This is a genomic window from Cytobacillus citreus, from assembly GCF_018343665.1.
GTDB classification, from domain to species: Bacteria; Bacillota; Bacilli; order Bacillales; family Cytobacillaceae; genus Cytobacillus; species Cytobacillus citreus.
In genome coordinates this window covers 571,861-589,822 of sequence record NZ_JAGYPM010000002.1, presented here as the reverse complement: position 1 = coordinate 589,822, position 17,962 = coordinate 571,861, and the positions used below count along the sequence as shown (strand labels likewise).

Sequence of the window (17,962 nt, the reverse complement as noted above, 5' to 3'; positions counted from 1 at the left end):
CTGCATAAGACGAGCCCTGTAAGAAGACGTTCTTTGTCTTCTGGAAGGGATCGGCTTATGACGCGAGTCCCTAGGAGCCGTAACTAGACAAGCTTGTGACCTCGAGGTCGACAAAAACGCGACGTCCTCCCAAAAGCTTCTCTTTTGGTCGTGCGATGTCTCGCTAACGTATCTTTCCTTATCCTGTCGCATTGTCGACACTAGTACGTCCTGTACGTCGGAGGTAGGCGCTGGAGCTGAACGTAGATAAACTATATCTCAAGTTATCAACAGATAGCGAAAATTATGATTTCCTATACAATAAAAAAAGCAGCTCCGAGCAATGACGGGGCTGCTGCCTAAAATATTTATACATTTGTTACACTAGCTTCTTTTTCTTCAATTTCCTTTTTCATTCTTAAGCGGTCTCGCTCTAAAATTGGTTTTAAATATTTTCCAGTATAGGATTCAGGGGTTTCTGCCACTTTTTCAGGTGTACCAGTAGCGACAATTGTTCCACCTTTATCTCCACCTTCTGGTCCCAGATCAATGATATAGTCGGCAGCTTTGATGACATCCAAGTTATGCTCAATCACTAAAACGGTATCCCCGTTTTCAACGAGTCGCTGAAGGACAACGAGCAATCTTGAAATATCGTCTACATGTAAACCAGTTGTCGGCTCATCAAGAATATAAAGCGAGCGTCCCGTTGAGCGGCGATGTAATTCTGATGCGAGCTTAACGCGTTGAGCTTCACCGCCGGAAAGCGTTGTAGCAGGTTGACCTAGCTTCACATAGCCAAGGCCGACATCCTCAATTGTCTGGAGCTTGCGGCTTATTTTTGGAATGTTCTCGAAAAATACCACAGCATCTTCTACAGTCATATCTAGAATTTCTGATATATTTTTGCCTTTATACTTAACCTCCAGTGTCTCTCGGTTATAGCGTTTTCCATGGCACACTTCACACGGGACATAGACGTCAGGCAAGAAATGCATTTCAATTTTTATGATTCCATCCCCACGGCAGGCTTCACAACGGCCGCCTTTCACATTAAAACTGAAACGGCCCTTTTTATATCCTCTAACCTTTGCTTCATTCGTCGTCGCAAAGACATCACGAATATCATCAAACACGCCTGTATAAGTTGCTGGATTTGAACGCGGAGTCCTTCCGATTGGTGATTGGTCAATATCAATGACTTTATCTAAATGCTCAATTCCTTTAATTTCTTTATGCTCACCAGGCTTTGTTTTCGCTCTATTCAGCCTTTGCGCTAAGGCTTTATGAAGGATTTCATTTATTAATGTACTTTTCCCAGAGCCGGAAACACCTGTGACAGCTGTGAAGGTTCCTAATGAAAATTTAACGCTGACATTTTTCAGATTGTTTTCCTTGGCCCCTTTAATTTCGATAAACCGGCCATCATTTTTACGGCGTTCAACCGGCAGTGGGATGAATTTTTTCCCAGATAAATACTGACCTGTTAAAGAATTAGGATCGTCCATTACTTCCTGTGGAGTTCCAGCAGAAACAATTTCTCCGCCGTGGACTCCTGCACCTGGACCAATATCGATTAAGTAATCTGCTGCCATCATCGTATCTTCGTCATGCTCAACGACAATAAGCGTATTTCCAATGTCACGCATATTCTTCATTGTATCGATTAAGCGATCATTGTCCCGTTGATGAAGACCAATTGAGGGCTCATCCAATATATATAGCACGCCTGTTAATCGAGACCCGATCTGAGTAGCCAGTCGAATCCGCTGAGCCTCCCCGCCTGAGAGAGTTCCTGCTGCACGGCTTAATGTTAAATAATCAAGCCCGACATTAACTAAAAAGCCTAAACGCTCTTTGATCTCACGGAAAATAAGATTCGCGATTTTCATTTCTTTTTCTGATAAATTTAGTTGATCAAAGAATGTAAAGGCTTCTTCTATCGAAAGCTCAGTTACCTTTCCAATGTGCTGGCCAGAAATGAGAACAGCAAGTGTTTCCTCTTTTAAACGATAGCCTTTACACCCTGGACATGGCTGCTGAGCCATGTATTTTTCCATTTGCTCGCGGATATAATCTGAGCTTGTCTCCTTAAAGCGGCGCTCCACATTACGGATGACTCCCTCGAATTCAATCATTGTCTCTCTTACTTGTCCGAAATCATTCTCGTAATGGAAGAAGATTTTCTCTCCATTCGAGCCATATAGAATTTTATCCAATAGATTCTCTGGGATATCCTTAACAGGAGTATCCATGTCAATCCCAAAATGGGTACAGATTGCCTCGAGAAGCTGCGGATAGTACTGTGAAGTCGTTGACTCCCATGGAGCAATGGCATACTGATTTAATGATAATTCTCGATTAGGAATTACTAAATCCATATCGACTTCTAGCTTTGAACCAAGCCCGTCACAGACAGAACATGCTCCGAATGGACTGTTAAATGAAAACATCCGCGGCTCAAGCTCACCGATAGAAAAACCGCAATGAGGACAAGCGTGATTTTCGCTAAATAATAGCTCTTCTTCTCCGATCACATCAATGAGCACTTTGCCATTCCCAAGCTTCAAAGCTGTTTCAATCGAATCGGCTAGACGAGAGCTAACGCCATCTTTCACTACAATCCGGTCGATAACAACTTCAATGGAATGCTTTTTATTCTTTTCCAGCTCAATTTCTTCACCAAGGTCAAGCATGTCCCCATCAATGCGGACGCGGACAAAGCCTTGCTTCTTAATTTCCTCTAAAATTTTTACATGTGTACCTTTTCTTCCAGATACGAGTGGTGCGAGTACTTGAAGCTTTGTTCTTTCTGGGTACTCAAGTATACGGTCCACCATCTGTTCAATCGTTTGTGAAGAGATTTCAATGTTGTGATTCGGACAGGTTGGTCGCCCAACTCGCGCATACAATAATCTTAAATAATCATATATCTCTGTTACAGTTCCAACGGTTGAGCGGGGATTCCGGCTCGTCGTTTTTTGGTCGATCGAAATGGCTGGTGATAATCCTTCAATTGCATCCACATCGGGCTTATCCATTTGACCAAGGAACTGCCTTGCATATGCAGATAAAGATTCAACATATCTGCGCTGACCTTCCGCATAGATTGTGTCAAAAGCGAGCGAGGACTTTCCTGAACCGGAAAGCCCCGTCAGCACTACTAGCTTATCACGCGGAATGGTAACATCAATATTTTTCAAATTATGTGCTCTGGCGCCTTTTACTATTAATTTATCCATCGCCATGTCTACGTCATCCTTCCGCTTTCAACTCTAGAATTAAATCACGAAGCTCTGCTGCACGTTCGAAATTGAGTGCTTTGGCAGCTTCCTTCATTTCTTTTTCCATATCCGTAATAAGCTTCTCGCGTTCTTTCTTATTCAACTTGCCAATTTTAGCTGAAGCATTGTATTCTTCCTGATCTTCTGCTGCATGTGTTGCACGGATAACATCTCTGATTTCCTTTTGAATCGTTTGTGGTGTAATGCCATGCTTTTGATTGTATTCTTCTTGAATAGAGCGGCGGCGTTTCGTCTCGCTAATCGCCAATTCCATTGAATTTGTGATTTTATCCGCGTACATAATGACATGACCGCTTGCATTACGGGCAGCACGGCCAATTGTCTGAATAAGCGAACGCTCAGAACGCAGAAATCCTTCCTTATCCGCATCTAGTATAGTCACAAGTGAAACCTCTGGAATATCAAGCCCTTCCCTTAATAGGTTAATCCCTACGAGAACATCATAGGTACCTAGGCGCAGCTCACGAATGATTTCAATCCGCTCTAAAGTCTTTACCTCGGAATGCAAATAATTCACTTTAATGCCGATTTCCTTTAAATAATCCGTCAAGTCTTCAGACATTTTTTTCGTCAAGGTCGTTACAAGGACACGTTCATTTCGTTTGATTCGGTCTTGTATTTCATCAATTAGATCATCAATTTGACCTTCGATTGGACGAACATCAATGGTTGGATCAAGTAGACCTGTCGGACGGATGATTTGTTGAATCATTTCAGGAGTGTGCTCCATTTCGTATGGCCCAGGGGTTGCAGATACATAGACAATTTGATTAATATGCTCTTCGAATTCGTTGAACATTAATGGCCTATTATCTAATGCAGACGGAAGACGGAAGCCATGCTCAACGAGGACGGATTTGCGTGCTTGGTCGCCATTGTACATTCCTCGGACTTGCGGCAACGTAACATGGGACTCATCAATGACAATAAGGAGATCTTCAGGAAAAAAGTCCAGTAGCGTATATGGAGTCGAGCCTGCAGGTCTTAAAGTCAAGTGCCTTGAGTAGTTCTCAATTCCTGAACAAAAGCCCATTTCTCTCATCATTTCAAGATCATAGCGGGTTCTCTGCTCGAGACGCTGAGCCTCAAGCAGTTTGTCCTGCGACCTTAATTCCACAAGCCTCACTTCTAATTCCTTCTCAATGTTTTCAATAGCTACACGCATCTTTTCCTCACGAGTAACGAAGTGAGATCTTGGAAAGATCGCCACATGATCACGATCTCCTAGAATCTCTCCTGTTAAAGCATCCACTTCTCGAATACGGTCAATTTCATCCCCAAAAAACTCCACGCGAATACAGTGCTCATCCTTGGAAGCTGGAATAATTTCAACTACATCTCCTCGCACTCTGAACGTACCACGCTGAAAGGCAATATCATTCCTCTCATATTGAATATCTACCAGTCTGTGAAGAAGCTGATTTCTTTCCATCTCCATCCCTGTTCTAAGAGATAATACAAGCTCCCGATATTCTTCTGGAGATCCTAAACCATAAATGCAAGAAACACTGGCAATAATAACAACATCTCTCCGTTCAAATAAAGAGGATGTCGCCGAGTGCCGAAGCTTATCAATCTCATCATTAATACTTGCATCTTTTTCAATAAACGTATCAGTCTGCGGTACGTATGCCTCCGGTTGATAGTAATCATAATAGCTGACGAAATATTCAACCGCATTGTCAGGAAAAAAATCTTTAAACTCACTATATAACTGACCGGCAAGCGTTTTATTATGAGCAATAACAAGCGTTGGCCGATTAACCTCTTTGATGACATTAGAGATCGTGAACGTCTTCCCTGTTCCTGTCGCTCCTAATAATGTTTGATGCTTCTTGCCTGAGTTTAACCCTTCAACAATTTTTCGAATGGCCTCCGGCTGATCTCCTTGGGGTGAATACTTTGAGACTAGCTTAAATTGGTCCTTCATTAAAAAGCCTCCCAATTATTTTTCTCTATGACTCAGTTCATATCTATTGTTGAAACTCGCCAATGGGGAATGCGGGAAAATTTTTGATCCGCTTTTTGATTGAACGAGTGCCCCACTGGCTGTTTAAAGATATTTAACGAAGCGTTCTCTATATAAACAAATCAGCCTCTACTTGCAATATCAGGACCTGATGTGTACTGATTTGTCATTTTTTAACTAAAAACTCATATAAACATTCTACCACAAAGACAGGAAAACAAACCACTAATATACGAACGGATATTCGTTTTTTTAAAAAAAATTACACAAACTTTACTCTTAAAAAATAGGTCAATTCCTTGTGTTAGAAAGTGCAATTGATTTTTGGTGATCCTTGGTACTTGCATTAAAAAAATTAAAATACCTTTTTTAGCCGGGAGGTGGTTTCTTTCTGGCCCTTTGAGGACATGGTTCGAGCAATTTAACTGTTTGATGGCTTCTTTCAAGCCTAATGTGGACATGCTTCGAGCAATTTAATTGTTTGATGGCTTCTTTCAAGCCTAATGTGGACATGCTTCGAGCAATTTAATTGTTTGATGGCTTCTTTCAAGCCTAATGTGGACATGCTTCGAGCAATTTAATTGTTTGATGGCTTCTTTCAAGCTAATGTGGACATGCTTCGAGCAATTTAATTGTTTGATGGCTTCTTTCAAGCCTAATGTGGACATGCTTCGAGCAATTTAATTGTTTGATGGCTTCTTTCAAGCCCAATAAGGACAAGGTTGCAGTGAGATAGGATTAGAATTAGTAACATAAACGGCTGTTATAAACCACTATCAAGTTTAAAAACCAATTTCAGCATATAATCCCTAATTATATCAAAGCACATTTGATAACTTCACTCTACCAAGTTTGAGTTAAATAATAGGAAATAAATATTGTGGAAAAACAGAGGATTTTGGCTGAAAAAAGTTAATCAAACGTTTGATTAACTCCCCGATTTCACATACAAGTATCAAAAAACCTGTCGATGCATTGATTTCGACAGGTTCTCTTTTTTATTCTACCTCGCTGTTTTTTCCTTGTTTTGCATAGTAAATATCAATTGCATTGATCACATTCGATTTGGCAATGCGGGCAGCTTCTTCTTTATTATTCTCTTCAAATGCCCTTAAAATCGCTTCATGCTCATCAATAGAGTGTGAAGTAAGAAAAATTGAATTATGAAAGTATAGGCGCCGAACATGTGATTGAAGTGTTGACACAGTACTGGCAATATAAGAATTCTCAGTCACATTCACAATATTTAGATGAAATTCCTCATCTAGCTTCAATGCTGTATAAGAATCGCCAGTTTCTACTGCACGAGCAAACATTGCGTTAATTTCACGCAGCTTCCGAATTGTTTCTTGACTGATAATAGGTGTTGCTAGTTCAGTAGCTAAAGCTTGCAGTACTCCTAATGGGGGTAAAATTTTTGAAATATCCTCTTTGTTTACTTCCGTAACTTGGGTCCCCACTCCCGGATACATTTCGACAAACCCTTGAAAGCTAAGTAATTGTAAAGCCTCTCTAATAGGTGTGCGGCTGACACCTAAAGCTTGTGCTAGATCCGCATCATTCAGCTTTTCTTTCGGATGCAGTGTCCCATCAATAATCCATTCTAGTATTTGTGAAAAGGCACGTTTTTTGGCTGACATACGAGTTGGAGCAGAGTAATTAGCAGGTATCGGCATGTTAAGACCCCCTTGTACAAAAACTACTTAAATAATGATTTTATTATATTGAACTAATAATACAAATACAATATATTACATAAAAACACAATCCAATCATTTCAACTCTATCGATCATATTAATATTTTTATATAATTTTATTTTCAGAAATATATTGCATAAGTATAATTGCTGTGATATATTTTGCACATCAAAGGATTTTTTTTACGTAACAGTTAATTTTTATTCTGATTATTCTAGCAATAGAATAACTTAAATATTTTGATAAATTAGAATATTAACTGCGATATGGGGTTTATATAGTAAATTGAAAGCTCCATTAAAGAGATATATCGCCTAAAAGCTTCTGCTGTCACAGCATTCCTTGTGGAGCAAGAATTTACTCTTTTAAAAGATGAAATCGCCCATATCAGAATAGTAGTTATCACTATTAAAAATTATTGGAGGTATTTTTTATGTCATCAAGAGGGTCATTTTCATTTCTTATTGCGGTTGGCTTTATGCTATTCGCCTTGTTCTTCGGAGCGGGTAACTTAATTTTCCCAGTTATGCTCGGGCAAATGGCTGGAGAAAATGTCTGGGCTGCTAATGCTGGATTTGTCGTAACTGGTGTTGGTTTGCCATTACTTGCTATTCTTGCTTTAGGTTTTTCTGGCAAAAGTGATTTACAATCATTAGCGAGTCGAGTACATCCAATTTACGGAATTTTCTTTACATGTGCACTATATTTATCCATTGGACCACTTTTCGCAATTCCAAGAACAGGTACAGTTTCTTTTGAAATCGGTATTAAACCATTCCTAGGTGAGAACGCTGGTATAATGCCTTTAATCATCTTTACTATTATCTTTTTCGGAGTTACTTTATTCTTTTCATTAAAATCTTCTAAGCTTGTTGATATTGTTGGAAAAATTTTAACGCCATTATTGCTAATTTTTATCGGAATTCTTATTGTAACAGCTTTTGTAAACCCAATCGGAGAAATTCAAGCACCTACTGAAGCTTATATGTCAAATGCATTTTTTAATGGCTTCAAAGAGGGCTACTTGACTATGGATGTTCTTGCTGCCTTTGTGTTTGGTATCATTATTATCAATACAATGAAAGAAAATGGCGCAGCGACAAAGAAGCAAATTATGACTTCTAGTATGAAGGTAGGTTTCATTGCGGCAGGACTTTTAGCTATTATTTACACATCACTTGCTTATATGGGAGCAACTAGTGTTGAGGGTCTTGGGCAATTAGAAAATGGCGGCGCAGTACTTGCTGCTATATCAAGTCATTATTTCGGATCTTTCGGTAAAGTTCTTCTAGCTGTCATCGTTATCGCAGCTTGCTTAACTACAAGTATTGGTCTTATCACTTCATGTTCGTCCTATTTCAATAAATTAGTACCAAGCATTTCTTATACTAAGTGGGCTGTCATCTTCTCTGTATTTAGCACAGTCATTGCAAATGCTGGTTTATCTAAATTAATTGCATTTTCAGTTCCAGTATTAGTCGCATTATACCCATTAGCTATTTGTTTATTGGTCTTAACCTTCCTGCACCCTCTATTCAAGGGAAATTCAGGGGTTTATAAAGGTAGTATTCTATTCACTGCTATTGTCAGCATATTCGACGGATTAAATGCAGCTGGCATTCAAATCCAGGCAATCAATGAACTATTTACTAACATCCTTCCTTTATATTCAGTAGGAGTTGGCTGGCTCGTTCCAGCGATTGTCGGCGGATTGATTGGCTATGTATTTAGCTTGAGGAAAAAAGGAAGTTATCAGGCTCCACAGGTTAAGGAAAAATTAAATTAATATTACGAGATACTCCAAATTAAATATGAAAAGGCGTTTCTTCAAAATATGAAGAACGCCTTTTTTATTTCTCCTCGTTTGAGGACTATTCTTTTCCTTTTGACAGTCATTTATCTGGCTTTATTAAGATTTTTGCCTAGCTTTCTGTTTCATCCGATTCGAATACCAGAAGCCTACGGTCAATGAAAATGCATCTACAATGATGAGCCATATTGAATTTGTATAGCCTTTATAAACAGAAGCTGCAATTAATGCTACCGTCAAAACAAGTCCAATCACCTGATTATATGCTACTCTCGTAAAAAATACGACTAACAAACCCGGAAGCAGCAAGGCTGATAAGAATTTTAATAACAATGATTACACCTTCTTTTTTCATAAATTAGCATTCATTTTGCTTTCCATTATGCATAACACTAGAATATCTGTAAACAATGAGATACACAAGTATTTTCTAACACATTGCCACTTGGATAAAGTGAAACTTCCATCAGTGGGGGTTTTTTGCCCCCCCACTGATGGTTAGCTGCGGCCCACAGGAAGTGGGTCACGCAGACGTTGCCACACGATGTGGCGCCTTTTAGTCTGTGTTCATTTTACGGGCTTTTACGGGCAGTTGCCCTCCACCTATCTTCCTCGCTTCTCTCTCAATCTTGAGGTGGGGGTCTTACTGCCCGTTAATGCGGGATAAAATTTTTAATTCGTCAAACACTAATTCTATATATCATTTTCATGGAGGCTAAAAATATGGCAAGAAGAAAACGCCGCCCACTTGTTCCTGATTCAAGAGGTGCCTTAGATCAATTTAAGAATCAAGTCATGGCTAATGAAGGATATCATATAGACAAAGAAAATCCAGACAATGTGAAATTTGAGGTAGCGAATGAAGTCGGCGTCCCCCTTCAAAATGGCTATAATGGAAGATTAACTTCCAAGGAAGCTGGAAAAGTCGGCGGCAAAATTGGAGGCAGTATGGTTAAAGAACTTGTCCGCATGGCACAGGAACGAATGAAGGAGAAATAACATATTGGGATTTTTAACCATTGCAAAATAACAAATAATTGTTTATACTTCCGATATTAATTCAATATTCCCATTCGATGGGATAGAGGCTGCAGCATTTAAAAGTAGAACAGACGAGATTCAATGACATTTGTGACTCTGTTTGAAAGGATACGCTGCCGAAGTTTGGATTTTTCATTGGAAATCCATGCTGGGGATGTTTTCGAATAGGAACATCACTGTCACGTTAATTTGACGTGGAGAACTATCTTCGGAAGGATTAAACGGACTTATTCAAACAGCCGTCGATCTTTTTCGACGGCTGTTTTTATTTAAGAAAAGGTATAACTTTTCTCGAGTTAGAGAAATGTCTAGCTCCATAAGGAATGCTTCGACAGCGTATACATCGCACGACTAAAAGCGGTAGCTTTTAGGAGGAGCGCCTACCCCGACGTACAGGACGTACTAGTGTCGACAATGCGACAGGACAAGGAAAGCTTCGTCAGCAAAACATCGCACGACCAAAAGTAAACCTTTTGGGAGGACGTCGCGTTTTTGTCGACCTGTCTTATGCTTGTCGGGGGTGACCAAGGCGCTTGCGCTTTTCTTATAGTCATTTAACCCTCCAATTTATAAGGAGTGTACAACCTTGACAAGCACAAATACATCAACAGATTCATCTCAATTAAAAAGATCACTTAAAGCACGCCATCTTACCATGATTTCTCTAGGAGGATCCATCGGTACCGGTATATTTTTAGCTAGTGGTGGGGCTATTTCTACTGCCGGACCTGGCGGAGCGCTGGTAGCTTATGCTGCTATCGGGATCATGGTTTACTTCTTAATGACCAGTCTTGCTGAGATGGCAGCATATATGCCTGTAGCGGGTTCATTTAAAGTGTATGCTACAAAATTTGTTGATCCTGCATTTGGTTTTGCTATCGGCTGGAATTACTGGTATAACTGGGCGATTACGATTGCCGCTGAACTTGCTGCAGTTGTATTAATTATGAAGTTTTGGTTTCCCGAAAGCCCTTCGTTTATTTGGAGCGGAATTGCTCTTGTCATTATGTTCGGATTGAACTACTTGTCTGTCAGAGGTTTTGGGGAAGCCGAATTCTGGTTTTCACTTATTAAAGTAGTGACAGTCATCATCTTCATCATTACTGGCATTTTGATGATTTTTGGAATTATGGGTGGAGAAGCAATTGGATTTTCAAACTTCACAATTGGAGATGCACCATTTAACGGGGGGTTCTTTGCGATCCTTGGTGTTTTTATGGCTGCGGGCTTTTCATTCCAAGGGACAGAATTGCTTGGAGTAGCTGCCGGAGAAAGCGAAAATCCGGAAAAAACCATTCCAAAAGCGATCAACTCCGTATTTTGGCGCATCCTGCTATTTTACATTTTAGCGATTTTCGTCATTGGAATGATTCTTCCCTATACAGATGAACGCTTATTAAGCAGCGATATTTCCGTAAGCCCGTTTACACTTGTATTTGAACGAGCAGGATTTGCTTTTGCAGCATCTGTCATGAATGCAATCATCTTAACAGCCGTATTATCTGCCGGCAACTCTGGAATGTACGCAGCCACTCGTATGCTCTGGGATTTAGCTCGCGATGGAAAAGCACCGAAATTCTTAGGAAAATTAGATCGAAGAGGTGTACCAGTTAATGCTTTACTCGTAACAACTTTAGTTGGCTCGCTTGCATTCTTAACTACTTTTTTCGGAGATGGCGTCGTATATATTTGGCTGCTAAATGCTTCTGGTATGGCTGGTTTTGTGACTTGGCTAGGTATTGCTATTAGCCATTACCGTTTCCGTAGAGCATACATTGCTCAAGGTAAAGATTTAAACGCTCTTCCATACCGGGCGAAATGGTTTCCAATCGGTCCTTTATTAGCATTTATCCTATGTACTTTCATTATATTAGGCCAAAACTATCAAGCTTTCATTGGCGGTACCATTGATTGGAATGGCATATTCGTTTCCTATATTGGTTTACCTCTGTTCTTAATCGTTTGGCTTGTCTATAAAATAAAGTACAAAACAAAGTTAATTCCATTAGAAGAATGTGATTTAGGGAAAGAATAGTGTATTTCTAATCCACTAACCTGGTTCGCATTAAAGAAAAATATATAAAGCATTGGAATTTTATCCAATGCTTTTTGTTTTTAAATTTTTCGTTTTTTTACTAATCTATATATTTTTTCCATCTTCCATTTTATTGTTTTTAGTTTAACAAATTTGCAATGTTCTGTATGATATAAAAGAAAGAGAACTTAATAGGATGTGATCAACAATGAAAAAGCTAGCTGTATTTTGTGGTTCAAGTAATGGAGCATCTAATGTCTATATAGAAGTTGCAAAAAAAATGGGTAGAGAGCTTGCTAAACGGAACATTGCACTTGTATATGGCGGGGCAAGTGTAGGAATTATGGGCGCAGTTGCAGATTCCATTTTAGAAGAGGGCGGACAAGTAATTGGGGTAATGCCCCGTTTCCTAGATGAAAGAGAAATATCCCACAAGAACTTAACAGAGCTAATCGTTGTGGATTCCATGCACGAGAGGAAGGCGAAAATGGCAGATTTGGCAGATGGATTTATAGCCTTGCCAGGTGGGCCAGGAACATTAGAAGAGTTCTTTGAGATTTTTACTTGGGCTCAGATAGGGCTTCATCAAAAACCTATTGGACTCTTAAATATTAATCATTATTATGATCCTCTTGTTGCTTTATTCAATCATATGACCAGTGAACAGTTCATGCATGAAAAATACCGCACGATGGCGCTAGTAGATGCAGAGCCAAATGGCCTGCTCGATCAATTTAATAAATATGTACCACCAACTGTAAAATCTTATAACTGAAAAACAGATTTGATAGATGAAAAACAACAGGCCAAGGTTGATATAGACCTTGGCCTGTTGTTTTAAATTCAAGAAAAGCCCCCATTCAGACTGCGTTTATCAGCCAAATACACCGTTTATCCGCTAGTTTACTTGGTATATCCGCCGAATCACATCGTTTATCCGCCAAATTACATTGTTTATCCGCTGTATTCATTAATAAAAATAAATAGATTCATCACCACTTATTATGGAATAACACATAAGCGGTGATGAATCATAGTTACTGAGCGTTTTTCTGCGTTAGATTATGGTTGAAACCTCTACTTGCTTTCATTGATCCATTCGGTCAATATTTTATCAAAAGAATGAGGTTCTTCAAACATAGGATTATGCCCACTATGCTCAAAAATTACTTTTTTCACGTTCTCATATGTGTCATCAATAGGATCCCACAGAGAAATGGGTCCGACCAAATAATCATATCTCCCTAAAGCAATAAATACTGGTTTATTGAAATTAGCCAATGATCGTATCAGATTAAGTTGTCCGAATGCTTCTCCCCATAGATAATCAATAATTGGCATATTCGTATATACACCATCCCACATGTAAGCTGCATTAAATGTATAATCGTAAAAACTTTGAGCTCCCATACGAATACCATGTGAACAAATCGCCTAGCTGGATCCTTTTTGATATCATTTTCCAATAAGACAATCTCTTTTTCAAAATGCCTCTTTCTCTCTGAACTTGCAGTCTCATTAAAAAATGAAAAACTTTGAAGCTGTCTTTCTTCACTATTAGTAGGTGCTGAATTTAATAAGACAACTTTCTGAACATGTTTAGGGTATTTTCTAGTATATTCCATAGCCATAAAAGCATGTCCAGAATGCCCGAGTATGATAAAGTTCTCAAGATTAAGGGATTGTCTTGCCGTTTCTATATCATCTAATACTTTATCTAGTGTATAGTCTTCTGGTTGTATAGCTCGAGTAGGCTTAACAAATCCTCTATGATCCAAGAAAATGAATTGAAATTACATTCTTCTAAAAAATCTGTGTTTCTTATGCGAACTTATTAGCAGATATTTAATTGAAAACACACTTTACTTTAGTACGTTAAAAAACTTAAACTTTCCAATTAGCTAAAAAAAGTGCAAAGCACCACCCATTATTTTAGATGGTACCTCGCACATACTCACTATTTATTGCTCTTCTTCAAGATCATAATCTTCATTTACAACAGTAAATTGATCAATTGTAACACCGTCAGATGTAGTTGTCGTAAAGGTTATTTGATCTTTGTCAACCTTGGCAGTTATTGAAACGGCAATGTTTTCCGTGTTTACAAATTCAAATTTCTCATCAGCAACTGCATCATAGTGTTTATTTCCAGTCGTACCAGCGAGAACATAAACAGCTCCGTTTGGATCCTCTTTGCCGTCCTTCAGTTTCTTCGTTCTGCCATAGGCATGATCATGACCAGAGAAAACGATGTCAATCCCTAATTCATCGACGACTGGCGGTAATTTTTCTTTCATAATTTCATTGCCGCCAAACGGATTTGTGTAATAAGGAGGCTGGTGAGTAACAAGTATTTTCCAAGGCTGGTCCGAATTTTTCACATCTTGTTTAAGCCACTCAAGCTGCTTATTAAGAATCTCACTATCACTTGTATATCCTAAAACGCTAATGTGAATATTATTGTAATCAACAGAGTACGTACCGCCTTTGTCTACATCTGGTCCATTCTTAGGAGAGTTAAAAATGGATTTAGCTAAATGTCCATCCGTATCTCCCATGTATTCATGGTTTCCTAAAGTCGCGACAAGATCTGTTGAACGAATATTCGTGTATTGGTTCATAATTCCTAGTGTATCATCCCATTGCTTGAATTTAGCGGATTCATCAATCAAATCACCAACATGAATCAAAAACGATAAATCTTTTTTATCTAAATCTCCTAGTATTTTTTGAAAGTGACTTAAATCAGAAGGTGATTGAGTGTCTCCCAAAATAGCAAACTCAAAGCTATTCTTACTTTTTAATGTTGTGAATTCTTGCATTTGTGACCAGTTGACTCCGTCACCAACACGATAAACATATGTCGTATCTTGCTGTAAATTCTTTAATGTTACTTCATTCACTCTAACGATTCCATTTTTCGTAATATCCTGCTCACCAGAAAATACCTGGTTACTTGAGGAACCAGAGACTGTTTGAAGTGATGGCTCACCTTTCTTGTCGTAATCTTTTTTTCTTGCAAATTGAATGAAGGTTGAATTTTCCTTTCCTAAAGGACTCGACATCCATGTGAAGCCTTTTGATTTATTAGGGTCACCTGTAGGAGTTGAAATTACATTTTTTATCTCTGTTGCAGTTGTAAGAGATGGATAAGTTTGCGTGTTCACTTTAAATGAATACTTCCCATCTTTAACTCCATATAAAGCGATTTTCTTCACATCATTAGTGATCGAATCTACACGAAGGGTACCATCTTTGTCCGTTTTCCCTAGCAAAACTGGCTCTGTGCTACCTTCAATAATTGCGAAGATTTCCATATCACTTACTAATTCGTTATGGATATTTTTTACAGTTATGACAACTGGATTCCCGATTAGTATAGGCTGTGGAATAATGTCGTAAGCACTTTCAACTGCTATGCTAGTTGGTTCCATTGAATAAGTGGTGACAAAGTTTTCTTCTTTAGGATCCCTGTAGGTTAAGTTAGCTTCCATTATTTCATAGTTTAACTTACTGTCTTCTTTCATCGATTCAGGAATTCTGATCTGAATGGTTGCAGCATCTGAAATTTCTGCTGTTTCACCGTTGTTCACAAGATTCAATGTAAGGATACCTGTTTCCGCTTCATAGTTCGAAGTACTTGTATTAAATCCATTGGAAAACTTGATATCTTCCACTGGATAGTTTTTATCAATGTGCATTTTTATTGCAGAGCCCGAGATTTCAGATGGATTCTTGACTTTAACTGCTAGTTCAAATACATCCCCAAGGAATGCTTGCTCTTGTTTTTTAGCGATTTCAATCTTTGCTGAACCTGTATTGACAGTAAAATAGCTAGTTTTAATCGCCTGATTTCCAAATTTATCAGGAACCATTAGGGTGATCTTATGTGTTCCATCTGCCCATTTAAAACCGCTTAATGAGACCGATCCATCCATATCGTAAGAAAAATGACCTTCCGATTTGGAATAATCTTTCCCATCTACGAAAATACTAATCTTATCCCAATCAATTCCTGTTTTAAAAGGATCCTCTTCATATTCATGAACCTTTGCAGTCAGATTGACAGCATTTTTCGTAAATTCTTTTCCGTCTGCGTTAATGGATTCAATAACTGGGGGATATAGATCATCCACTTTTTCTCCATAAACTGCCCGGATATTATCAAAATAAATGGAGCCTTTTGTCATAGGTCCGGTAATTCCAGATTTGGTAGACATCAATCGTATCGCTTGGGTCCCAGATAATTTGAAAGGGCCTGTAAATGATTCAGGAATTTCCGCTTCAATGTATTTCCATCCAATCCAGTCAATACCTGGCTTTTCCTGAGTAAGGTTAAGTGTCTGATTTTTACCATTTCCATCTACTATTAACATTCTCAGCCAATAGCCTTGAACTTCTGGAGTTCCATAAACCCACATTCCTATACTTGATGGATCTCCATCAATCTCTGTATCTGTACCAGAGCCTGCATAAACACCAAGTGTTGTCCCTGTTTGTGCATTTGTAAAATCGAAATCCATTTTTAATGACTGATCACCAAATCTTACTGGTGCAGGATATTTAGCTAAACTCAGCGTCCCTATTTCACCGCGATTTGCAGTCGATGTCTTCCATCCGCCAAGCTCATTTTCAAAGTCAAATAAGACTTCAGGAAGCTTTCCAACTGAAACATTCACTTGAGCTGTAAGATTTGAGTCCTTTAAGTAAGCTGTGATTGTCCCTGAAACAGGTTGATCTCCGGTGTGCAGGATTCCAGCTTCATCAATTGTTCCCATACCTTCTGGAATTTCAAATTCAATATCTCGTAAACTCCAGTCTACAAATCTCTTTTGAAATTTTGCTACTAGGTTTAACGAGGTTTCACTATTTCTAGCCACTGTTAATTCAGATGAGGTGAAGTACATCTCGTCAGGCTTTGCGATTTCAATCATACTTTTTCCAACCTCTTTACCTTCATGTTTCAATAAAATATGAAATTGACCAGTTTTCCCGTTTGAAATAAATTTTCCATTTTCATCGATTGTACCATATGAAGAATCGGCTAGTTCCCAAGTTAAACCAGATGCAGGCAGAGGAGCAGATGCCATAGACTTGTCTCTTCCCTTAGCACTAAATTGAATGGTTGAGCCAGGGGTAAAGGATTGATCATATGGTTCAACATGAGCCGATTTGAAAAGATGATCGGATGGCTCTTTAGAAACTATCAGCCAAGAATTCGCTACACTTCTTTCAGTACGGTCGGATGGTTTATTATCTACCTCAAGATCGTCGCCGCCAAGTTCACGAGTTGTAAAGGTAGATGAGCCTCCACCGTCTAGGTTTAAAGCATTTACTGCTCCTAAATCAATCATCAATTGTGCCAAGTCTGGCATGGAGATTCCAGCTGAATAAGGCTCTTGTCTTCCGTCAATTACAACAAAAAATACATCGCCGTCTTCTTTTATTCCAACAGCTGTTCGCGGCTCTTTGTCTGCTCCTGTTTGTGGAGTCTGATAGATTTGGCCGTCTTTTACTAGAATTGCATTTCCGCCAAGAGCTTCCTGTAATTGGTCCTTCATTCCTTCATATTCTGTATTGCTGCCAATGACAGCCTCCCCGGTTTTCTTTATGCCAAAGAAATTCCAGCCTTGTCCATTTTGAGCTTTTACAGCTTGTCCATCTTTGTAAACAACGCCAATAGGTTCACCTGTGGCCATATTATAGAAATCTGCATTCACCGCTGCCACGACTTTATGGTTAGCCCCATTGGCTGCATTCGCTTGCTCCCTTACAGGCTGAAGACCAAATGCTTCTCCGTCATCAGGTGTCCCTGCTTCTATAGATACCGTCGGATTATCTGCATCAACTTCTACTACGAAACTCTCAATCTTATTTCCGTCTTTTCCTTCAAAACTGTAGTGCTTTTCTTTTACACCCGGTGCCAGATCAGCTTGATACTCGTTGATAGGTGTTTGTACAACAACAGAGCTTAAATCGAAATTGCCCAAGGCTAATGTAAAGCTTGGGGAAATGATACTACTTGCCAAAACAAGAGATGCGGTAAAGAGTAATAGCCTTTTTTTCCAATTTTTCCTCATTTTGAGTCTCCATCGTAAATATATTTCGTCAAATTTCGGGGATT

Annotated in this window: 9 protein-coding genes, 1 pseudogene and 1 riboswitch; of the genes and pseudogenes, 4 read left to right on the top strand and 6 right to left on the bottom strand. The window is 39.0% G+C overall.

All coding sequences use genetic code 11. The annotated features are described in order from the left end of the window. Positions 1-347 precede the first annotated feature (347 nt). From uvrA to KHA94_RS08855, 3 genes are all read right to left on the bottom strand, one after another. On the bottom strand, positions 348-3,227 hold the full coding sequence (gene uvrA, locus KHA94_RS08865; RefSeq protein WP_213101771.1) for an excinuclease ABC subunit UvrA: 2,880 nt from the start codon (positions 3,225-3,227) through the stop codon (positions 348-350). A gap of 7 nt (positions 3,228-3,234) precedes the next feature. Continuing rightward, positions 3,235-5,214, bottom strand: coding sequence for an excinuclease ABC subunit UvrB (gene uvrB, locus KHA94_RS08860; RefSeq protein ID WP_213101770.1), 1,980 nt, complete (start codon positions 5,212-5,214; stop codon positions 3,235-3,237). A 1,037-nt stretch (positions 5,215-6,251) separates the two neighbouring features. Then, positions 6,252-6,929, bottom strand: coding sequence for a GntR family transcriptional regulator (locus KHA94_RS08855; protein ID WP_213101769.1), 678 nt, complete (start codon positions 6,927-6,929; stop codon positions 6,252-6,254). Between the two features lie 456 nt (positions 6,930-7,385). Between KHA94_RS08855 and brnQ the strand changes: the two genes are divergently transcribed. Continuing rightward, positions 7,386-8,738 carry a branched-chain amino acid transport system II carrier protein gene (gene brnQ, locus KHA94_RS08850; RefSeq protein ID WP_213101768.1) on the top strand — a complete coding sequence of 451 codons (1,353 nt, stop codon included), beginning with the start codon at positions 7,386-7,388 and terminating at the stop codon, positions 8,736-8,738. 123 nt (positions 8,739-8,861) lie between these two features. Here the strand turns inward: brnQ and KHA94_RS08845 are convergent, their stop codons facing one another. Continuing rightward, complete coding sequence (locus tag KHA94_RS08845; protein ID WP_213101767.1) at positions 8,862-9,095, bottom strand: CsbA family protein; 234 nt, start codon at positions 9,093-9,095, stop codon at positions 8,862-8,864. A gap of 390 nt (positions 9,096-9,485) precedes the next feature. Between KHA94_RS08845 and KHA94_RS08840 the strand changes: the two genes are divergently transcribed. The 3 genes from KHA94_RS08840 to KHA94_RS08830 all read left to right on the top strand — a co-directional run bounded on the left by KHA94_RS08840 (position 9,486) and on the right by KHA94_RS08830 (position 12,613). Next, on the top strand, positions 9,486-9,761 hold the full coding sequence (locus KHA94_RS08840) for an alpha/beta-type small acid-soluble spore protein (protein ID WP_213101766.1): 276 nt from the start codon (positions 9,486-9,488) through the stop codon (positions 9,759-9,761). 75 nt (positions 9,762-9,836) lie between these two features. Then, positions 9,837-10,016, top strand: a riboswitch (Lysine riboswitch). Between the two features lie 352 nt (positions 10,017-10,368). Then, positions 10,369-11,838, top strand: a complete 1,470-nt coding sequence (locus KHA94_RS08835) for an amino acid permease (protein ID WP_213102258.1) — start codon at positions 10,369-10,371, stop codon at positions 11,836-11,838. Between the two features lie 208 nt (positions 11,839-12,046). After that, positions 12,047-12,613 (top strand): LOG family protein, encoded by a 567-nt coding sequence (locus tag KHA94_RS08830; RefSeq protein WP_213101765.1) that lies wholly within the window; start codon positions 12,047-12,049, stop codon positions 12,611-12,613. Between the two features lie 302 nt (positions 12,614-12,915). On the opposite strand, the pseudogene KHA94_RS08825 reads toward KHA94_RS08830, so the two are convergent. Beyond that, positions 12,916-13,631 (bottom strand): annotated as a pseudogene (locus tag KHA94_RS08825) (alpha/beta fold hydrolase); the annotation flags it as partial. Between the two features lie 168 nt (positions 13,632-13,799). After that, the gene (locus tag KHA94_RS08820) at positions 13,800-17,918 is read right to left on the bottom strand and encodes a phosphodiester glycosidase family protein (RefSeq protein ID WP_213101764.1); all 4,119 of its coding nucleotides are present in this window, start codon (positions 17,916-17,918) and stop codon (positions 13,800-13,802) included. Positions 17,919-17,962 lie beyond the last annotated feature (44 nt).